6 protein-coding genes are annotated in these 6,414 nt (G+C 35.4%); 4 read left to right on the top strand and 2 right to left on the bottom strand.

All coding sequences use genetic code 11. From position 1 onward, the window contains the following. The first annotated feature begins 495 nt into the window (after positions 1-495). From H1P_RS00360 to H1P_RS00350, 3 genes are read left to right on the top strand one after another with little or no spacing between them, the layout of a single operon-like run. Positions 496-1,224 carry a TVP38/TMEM64 family protein gene (locus tag H1P_RS00360; RefSeq protein WP_144862983.1) on the top strand — a complete coding sequence of 243 codons (729 nt, stop codon included), beginning with the start codon at positions 496-498 and terminating at the stop codon, positions 1,222-1,224. A 45-nt stretch (positions 1,225-1,269) separates the two neighbouring features. Further along, positions 1,270-1,767 carry a hypothetical protein gene (locus H1P_RS00355; RefSeq protein WP_144862981.1) on the top strand — a complete coding sequence of 166 codons (498 nt, stop codon included), beginning with the start codon at positions 1,270-1,272 and terminating at the stop codon, positions 1,765-1,767. A 9-nt stretch (positions 1,768-1,776) separates the two neighbouring features. Continuing rightward, positions 1,777-2,634: a metallophosphoesterase gene (locus H1P_RS00350; RefSeq protein WP_246141407.1), complete on the top strand. Its 858-nt coding sequence runs from the start codon at positions 1,777-1,779 to the stop codon at positions 2,632-2,634. Between the two features lie 34 nt (positions 2,635-2,668). Here H1P_RS00350 and H1P_RS00345 read toward each other — a convergent pair whose 3' ends face one another. Then, complete coding sequence (locus H1P_RS00345; protein WP_144862979.1) at positions 2,669-3,895, bottom strand: RNA-guided endonuclease InsQ/TnpB family protein; 1,227 nt, start codon at positions 3,893-3,895, stop codon at positions 2,669-2,671. A gap of 226 nt (positions 3,896-4,121) precedes the next feature. Here H1P_RS00345 and H1P_RS00340 point away from each other — a divergent pair, with 226 nt between their 5' ends. After that, a complete protein-coding gene (locus H1P_RS00340; RefSeq protein ID WP_144863001.1) occupies positions 4,122-4,778 on the top strand; it encodes a glutathione S-transferase N-terminal domain-containing protein in 657 nt (218 codons plus the stop codon). 624 nt (positions 4,779-5,402) lie between these two features. Here H1P_RS00340 and tilS read toward each other — a convergent pair. Further along, a complete protein-coding gene (gene tilS, locus H1P_RS00335) occupies positions 5,403-6,395 on the bottom strand; it encodes a tRNA lysidine(34) synthetase TilS (protein WP_144862977.1) in 993 nt (330 codons plus the stop codon). Between the last annotated feature and the right edge of the window lie 19 nt (positions 6,396-6,414).

The following is a 6,414-nucleotide window of genomic DNA, read 5'->3' as shown; positions in this document are numbered from 1 at the left end:
TTAGAAACAGAATAAGAACTAATATATTATTTGGTGTTTTTGAAGATTGGCGATTGCTATAAAAGGCTATATTCAAGCAAATTCATTTAATTATTTCCTTGAGAAAATTATCTGCGGAATGTCAGTAGTAAGTATCGTGAATATAGTGAAAGTATCTACATTGTGCCAAACCTTTAGAATCAATGTATGAATTGTCTCGACATTTAATTCTTGAGTAGGAGTGAACGGCTGTTCGCCCCTATACCAAATCCGAATTACATACCCAGTTTGTTTATAGATGAAACCGTTAAACCTTGTAGAGACGTATCATGATACGTCTCTACACTGAATATTTATTGGGGTTTTTACTAAACGGATTTGATATTACAGGATGTTTCGCATTCTTTTTCCTATTTAGTATCAGTTATTTTTAGTCTGATTCTAAGCTGATTTTAAGCCACAATTGATAACTTAGTTGTGTAGGTTAAATTAAAGATAAATCCGCAACTAAAAGTAATGAAAAGTCAGAAATTGTTAAAATTAGCAATTTTAATTTTAATTGGAGTGGTGTTAGCTGCTGCACCCGTGCAAGCCCAAGAAGTAGCCAATAATAGTGGATTTAATCCTAAAGCTTTACTGTGTAATAACGCCTTACCTTGGATTGAAAGTCTGGGTTTTACAGGGGCGATCGCTTTTATGGTAATCTATATTATTGCTACGGTGGCGTTTCTCCCTGGCTCTGTTCTAACTCTGGCTGGAGGGGCGATTTTTGGCTTATTTTGGGGTTCTATTTACGTTTTTTTCGGTGCTACTATTGGCGCAACTTGCGCTTTTATCGTGGGGCGATATTTTGCCAGAGGTTGGATATCCCAAAAAATTGCGGGTAATGAAAAGTTTGCAGCTATTGATAAAGCAGTGGGCAATGAAGGCTTAAAAATTGTTTTTTTAACGCGTTTATCGCCGATTTTCCCCTTTAATTTGCTTAATTATGGCATGGGGGTTACAGGAGTATCTTTAAAAGATTATGTGATTGCTTCTGTGGGTATGATTCCAGGGACTATTATGTATGTTTATTTTGGTTCTTTGGGAAATATCAATACTATCTGTAATGGAGGTGGTGCTAATGTCAATCCTCTGGCACAATGGACGATTAGGATTATTGGCTTGATTGCTACGGTTGCTGTTACTTTATATGTAACTAAAATTGCCCGTCAAGCTTTAGATAAATCAATAGCAATTGACTAAATGGTGCTTGGATATCGCTCTAGAAGATAAAATAGCTATTTGCTAATGAACTACGATCTATTTGAAATTAAGCTAAAATCTTCAGAAAATAATTATTTATCTTGGTATACTATTGAGCGCGCTCTGACAAAAGAAGGAAGGTTTATCAGGCAGAGTTCTGGGACAAATAGTTTTGCAATTATTACTTTAAAAATTGAACCCATAACAAACAAACAAATAGCAATCTTTGCCAACAAAATAGCAAAAATTAATTTAGGATATAATATACTGTATCCTTTACAGCAAAAAGATAGCGAAACCTCAGATATCTTACAAACCATTAATTCAGGTGTTATTTTAGGTATTGAAGCAGCTTGTCTTAATTTAGAACCTCCAGATTGTAAGGACTCTGGCTTGCCCAAGCACTACGGAATCTCAGGTATTAAAGTAACGGCACTCAAAGCTTTATTTCATCCTATAGATTCTCATAGTAGAGCTTTTAAAATGGCAACTAAGTCAGTTTTATTGGCAGCCTTCCAAGAAGTTAAATTAATAAAAATATAATTCTTGATTATGTTTCGTAAGATTATAGCTTGGTTACGCAATTTATTTGTATTTCTGATTATTTCTCTAGTTTCTCTTAGTATTTACGCAACTCAAATAGAACCTAATTGGTTCCAAGTTGTTCCGATTAATTTAACTTTTCCCGAACTAGCTTCCAACTTTGAAGGCTTTAAAATTGTTCAGGTGAGTGATATTCATACTGATGACTCGATGAATCCCAGAAAATTAGCAAAAATCGTGCAAATAATCGACTCTCAGCAACCAGATATTATTGTTATTACTGGTGATTTTTTTACCCAAACACCAGATACAAAATATATTGACTTACTAGAAAATAATTTAGTAAATTTATTACCTAAAGAAAAAACTTTAGCTGTCTTAGGTAATCACGATCATTATTACAATTCACAAATTATTAGAGATATTTTTCAGCACAGTAATATTATAGAACTTAATAACTCTGTTTACACTATCAACAGAGGAGAAAATAAGCTCAATATTGCTGGAGTCGATGACTATTGGAAGCAAAAATCTCGCTTAGATTTAGTTATGGAACAATTACCTCAAGATGGTGTTTCTATACTACTTGCTCATGAACCAGATTTTGCTGATGTTAGTTCAGCAGAAAATAGATTCGCCTTACAAATTTCGGGACATTCCCACGGAGGACAAGTCAGAATTCCTTTTCGTAGACCCCCTGTATTACCTCCTTTCGGTCAAAAATATCCTGTAGGTCGCTACCAGGTAGGAAGTATGATTCAGTATACTAATAGAGGTGTTGGCATGGTTAGACCAAGAGTTCGTTTTGGCTCTCGTCCTGAAATTACGGTATTTACTTTACACAGTCAGTTGCAAAATCTCACTTGACACCCCCCGATTTAAAAATGCGGGGATTCTTGTTTCAATGGCTGCCAACTAGATTCAACTGAAGTTGAACCCCCGTCGCATCGCCTCCACAAGCTATTTCTTTAACCGTATGCCCTACGGCTATTTCTCCTCTTTGCTGTATCACTTTAGCTGCTGCGATATCACGATTCATTATTGCACCGCAATCACAGTGATGAACCCTTTGGTTTAAGCTTTTCTTCCCTGTATTTGTAGCGCATTGAGGACAAATTTGTGAAGTATAGTTTTTGTCTACTTTTTGGTAGTAAACACCTCGCTTAAAACACACAAAAGGAAGTATCTGATTGATGAACTTGCCAATTGCTGAATTATTTATTTGTTTACCAAATAGTCCTTTTTGCCATCCTCTAAAGTCGAGGTTTTCCACAAAGATATTATCTGTTTTGTCGTATAATTGATGTGCCAATTTAAACAACCAATCAGTGCGACGAGAGGTTACTACAAAGTGTAGCTTTGCTATCATGCGTTGGAGCTTTAACCAATTACTCGAACCCTTAATTTTATGTTTGAGCTTGCGCTGTAGCGATTGAAGCTTACTAGCTGCTTTCTTCACAAATTGAGGTGTCTCGATTAATTCTCCATCACTGGTAGCAATGAAACTAGAAATTCCTGCATCAATGCCAAGAGATGACATCCCAGGCACAATATCTGGAATATCCTCAGTAGAAACAAAAATTATTTGAATGAAATATCCTACTGCTTTCTTAACCACTCTTAGCTGTTTGGGAATCATCCCAGTGGGAAACTCTCTCGATTTCTTAAATTTTATCCAGCCAATTTTCGGCAACCTTACTTTGTTTCCCTCAAAAACGGATTCTTTGATTTGAGGATAGGTGAAACTTCTAAATTGATTAGATTGTTTGTATCTAGGTAATCCTCTTTTCTGTTTTTTATTGAAAAAATCAGTCCAGGCTTTATCCAGTCTTTTTAAGGTAGACTGTAGTACTTGAGACTGTACTTTCTTTAGCTCTGGATTTTCTTTTTTAGCGATTGTTAGGTTAACAGCTTGAATGTTGTAGTTAGGAAACTTTGCTTCGGCAGGAATAATATATTCTTTAATTAAAGAACAAGAGCTAATATTATTTTTTCTTGCTTTAATCCAATCCTTTCTTTCACAGTTATTCCAGTTGTAAACTCTACGACAAATTTCTAACCACTCATCTATTTGAGCAGACTGCGATTTGTTAGGAATTAGTTTATACTGAAAGGTAAAAGAAAGCATCTAATTATTAGAAATTAATGCTTGTATGATATCATATTTACTGCCGATTAAAGGCGAGCGAACTTGATGAGGTTTCCTCATCTAAAGCACGCGCGAGCTGGCGATAACCTCATATCCCCTGGCTGAAGCGCAGGGGTTTTAAGGTTTGCGGATGATAAAAGCCAACAGCCGTTTGTCTCATACAGATAATTGATGATTTTTAATCTAATCGAGGGGAATAATAATGATGTTGAAATTTTACTATTCACAACTATCCATTAATGCACGTAGAGTATGGGTGACGCTATTAGAAAAAAATCTAGAATTTGAACCTATATTAATGAAGCTCAACGGCGATCAATTCCAACCAAATTTTTTAGAATTAAATCCTTTTCATCATATTCCTGTATTAATTGACGGTGATTTTAATTTATTTGAATCTCTGGCAATCTTAGACTATTTAGAAGCAAAATATCCCGAACCTTCTTTTATGCCTCAAGAAGCAAAGCAGATTGCTCAAGTTCGCACTATTGAGTTAGTAACTATTAATGAATTACCTCCTGCTTCTATTATTTTAATGAAAGATATGTTAGAGGTAGAAGTTCCAGACAAGCAAATTGAAAAAGCCAAAGGAACTATGGCAACAGTACTACAATATTTTGAAGCCAATCTTGATGGCAATAGTTCCTATTTTATAGGAGAACAATTAACTTATGCTGACATCGTAGCAGGAACAGCAGTAGACGCGATTCCCTTATTAGGTATTAGTTTAGAACCTTACCCTCAAGTAACTGCTTGGTTAGATAATTTAAGACAGCGATCTAGTTGGCAACAAACAAGACCAACTCAAGAACAAATAGAAGCTTCTAGAGCAGTCATGAAAGCTATTTTACAGAAAAGATAATTTTTCAATATTTTAACTATTAGCTATTAGCTAGAGGGTTATTTAATTCTCCCAGCCAGAGAATTTATTCTCTGTCTAACAACACAAGTCCATCTTATAGGACTTAAAATTTTAGTCAACACCATCTCATACTAAATCTATTTGTAAAACTCTCCATATAATAAATATAACCATACAAAATTAGATTAGCGGTGCGCGGGGATGGGGAGACTTCAACCAACCATAGACAACTGTTGGCAGCAAAATCTCAAACCAGAAAAGTCTCCCCTGTCCACCCCCGCGTCGACGAAAGGCGTTTATACCCGTCGCATTGACCTATTTATCTCTTTTTTATTAGACTTTTGCAAGAGGTCTAATGAGTTTTTTGATTAAAATGCCCAAAAATGTAAACGGCTGACACTGCCCTTCGAGGGTGGTGCTTGTACGCCCCGTCTTAACCTTAGTACATAACGCTATATCTCCAGAAACTCCGATTTTTGAACGGTATCATAAGGGTTTCAGCATAATTATTGGAGATGTCTAATCTTTGTGTTAGAGACGCGACGGGGCTGTCTCTACAAGGTTTAACGGTTTCTCTCTTATATACAAATACAAGCTATCTATTATTATTTATTACTTCCTCATTCATCCCTCATCCCTCATTCCTTTAAAGACTATCCACTCTCCAGATACTTCTGCTGCTATACCTTTAGCAAGAGTAGAGGTACGGGTTTTATTGGGAGCATTAATTAAATTACGAACGGCTTCTATTTGTGCAAAATTAGGCTGTTTAGCAATAACTTGGGGTAAAAATTGACGAATAATACGGCGTTGTAGAGCTAAGGGAATTGGTTGTAATTTAAGACGGTTTAATTGTCTATAATCTGAATGAATAATAGTTGCTGACAAATTGGTTGCTTGAGCTTCTAAATACTGAGTATCTGCTCTTAAAAGTTTCACCGTTTGTACTAAAGCATTTTCTACTTGAGGATTAAAATTGTCTTGTAAATAAGGAATTAAATCTTGACGAATACGATTGCGAGCATATTTCAAATTACTATTAACTGCATCAACCCAAATAGGTAACTCAAATTGCTGACAAAACTCTAAAGTTTCACTGCGGGTAAAATCTAATATGGGACGAACTAAGACAATATTATCTGTTAAATTACGTTGCCAAGACAAAGAACTTAAACCATCTGCTCCCGCACCACGAATTAAATTATATAAAAAAGTTTCAGCACGATCGCTTTTAGTATGTCCTGTAACTATATAATTAAAATTGTGAGTATCTGCAATTTCAATTAAAGCTTGATAACGCCACTTTCTGGCTGCTGCTTCAGTTTCTTTGAGATTACTTGCTTGTTTGAGATAAAAGCTAACTAACCATTTTGTAGCTATTTTCTCTACATGGTCGGCTATTCCCGCATCGGTTGACCAATTATGATCGCAATGAGCGATCGCTATATTCCATTGCCATTTAGGTTGCAAATCTAATAATAATTTACTTAAACAAAGTGAATCTTGCCCTCCAGAAACTGCAATCAAAATATTAGCTTGCTTGGGTAATAAATTGTCCTGTCGTAATTTTTGATGTAACCGAGTATGAAATAAACTCCAATCAGCTTTTCGATTCATTATATATAATTATATGTAT

Source organism: Hyella patelloides LEGE 07179 (assembly GCF_900659865.1).
In the GTDB taxonomy this organism is placed as follows: Bacteria; Cyanobacteriota; Cyanobacteriia; order Cyanobacteriales; family Xenococcaceae; genus Hyella; species Hyella patelloides.
The sequence above is the reverse complement of the archived record's forward strand: the minus strand, read 5'-3'. Positions and strand labels throughout refer to the sequence as shown.

Excerpts from the sequence above, each read along its gene's own strand:
- H1P_RS00360 (WP_144862983.1), top strand. The coding sequence starts at position 496 with ATGAAAAGTCAGAAATTGTTAAAATTAGCAATTTTAATTTTAATTGGA.
- H1P_RS00355 (WP_144862981.1), top strand. The coding sequence starts at position 1,270 with ATGAACTACGATCTATTTGAAATTAAGCTAAAATCTTCAGAAAATAAT.
- H1P_RS00350 (WP_246141407.1), top strand. The coding sequence starts at position 1,777 with ATGTTTCGTAAGATTATAGCTTGGTTACGCAATTTATTTGTATTTCTG.
- H1P_RS00345 (WP_144862979.1), bottom strand. The coding sequence starts at position 3,895 with ATGCTTTCTTTTACCTTTCAGTATAAACTAATTCCTAACAAATCGCAG.
- H1P_RS00340 (WP_144863001.1), top strand. The coding sequence starts at position 4,122 with ATGTTGAAATTTTACTATTCACAACTATCCATTAATGCACGTAGAGTA.
- tilS (WP_144862977.1), bottom strand. The coding sequence starts at position 6,395 with ATGAATCGAAAAGCTGATTGGAGTTTATTTCATACTCGGTTACATCAA.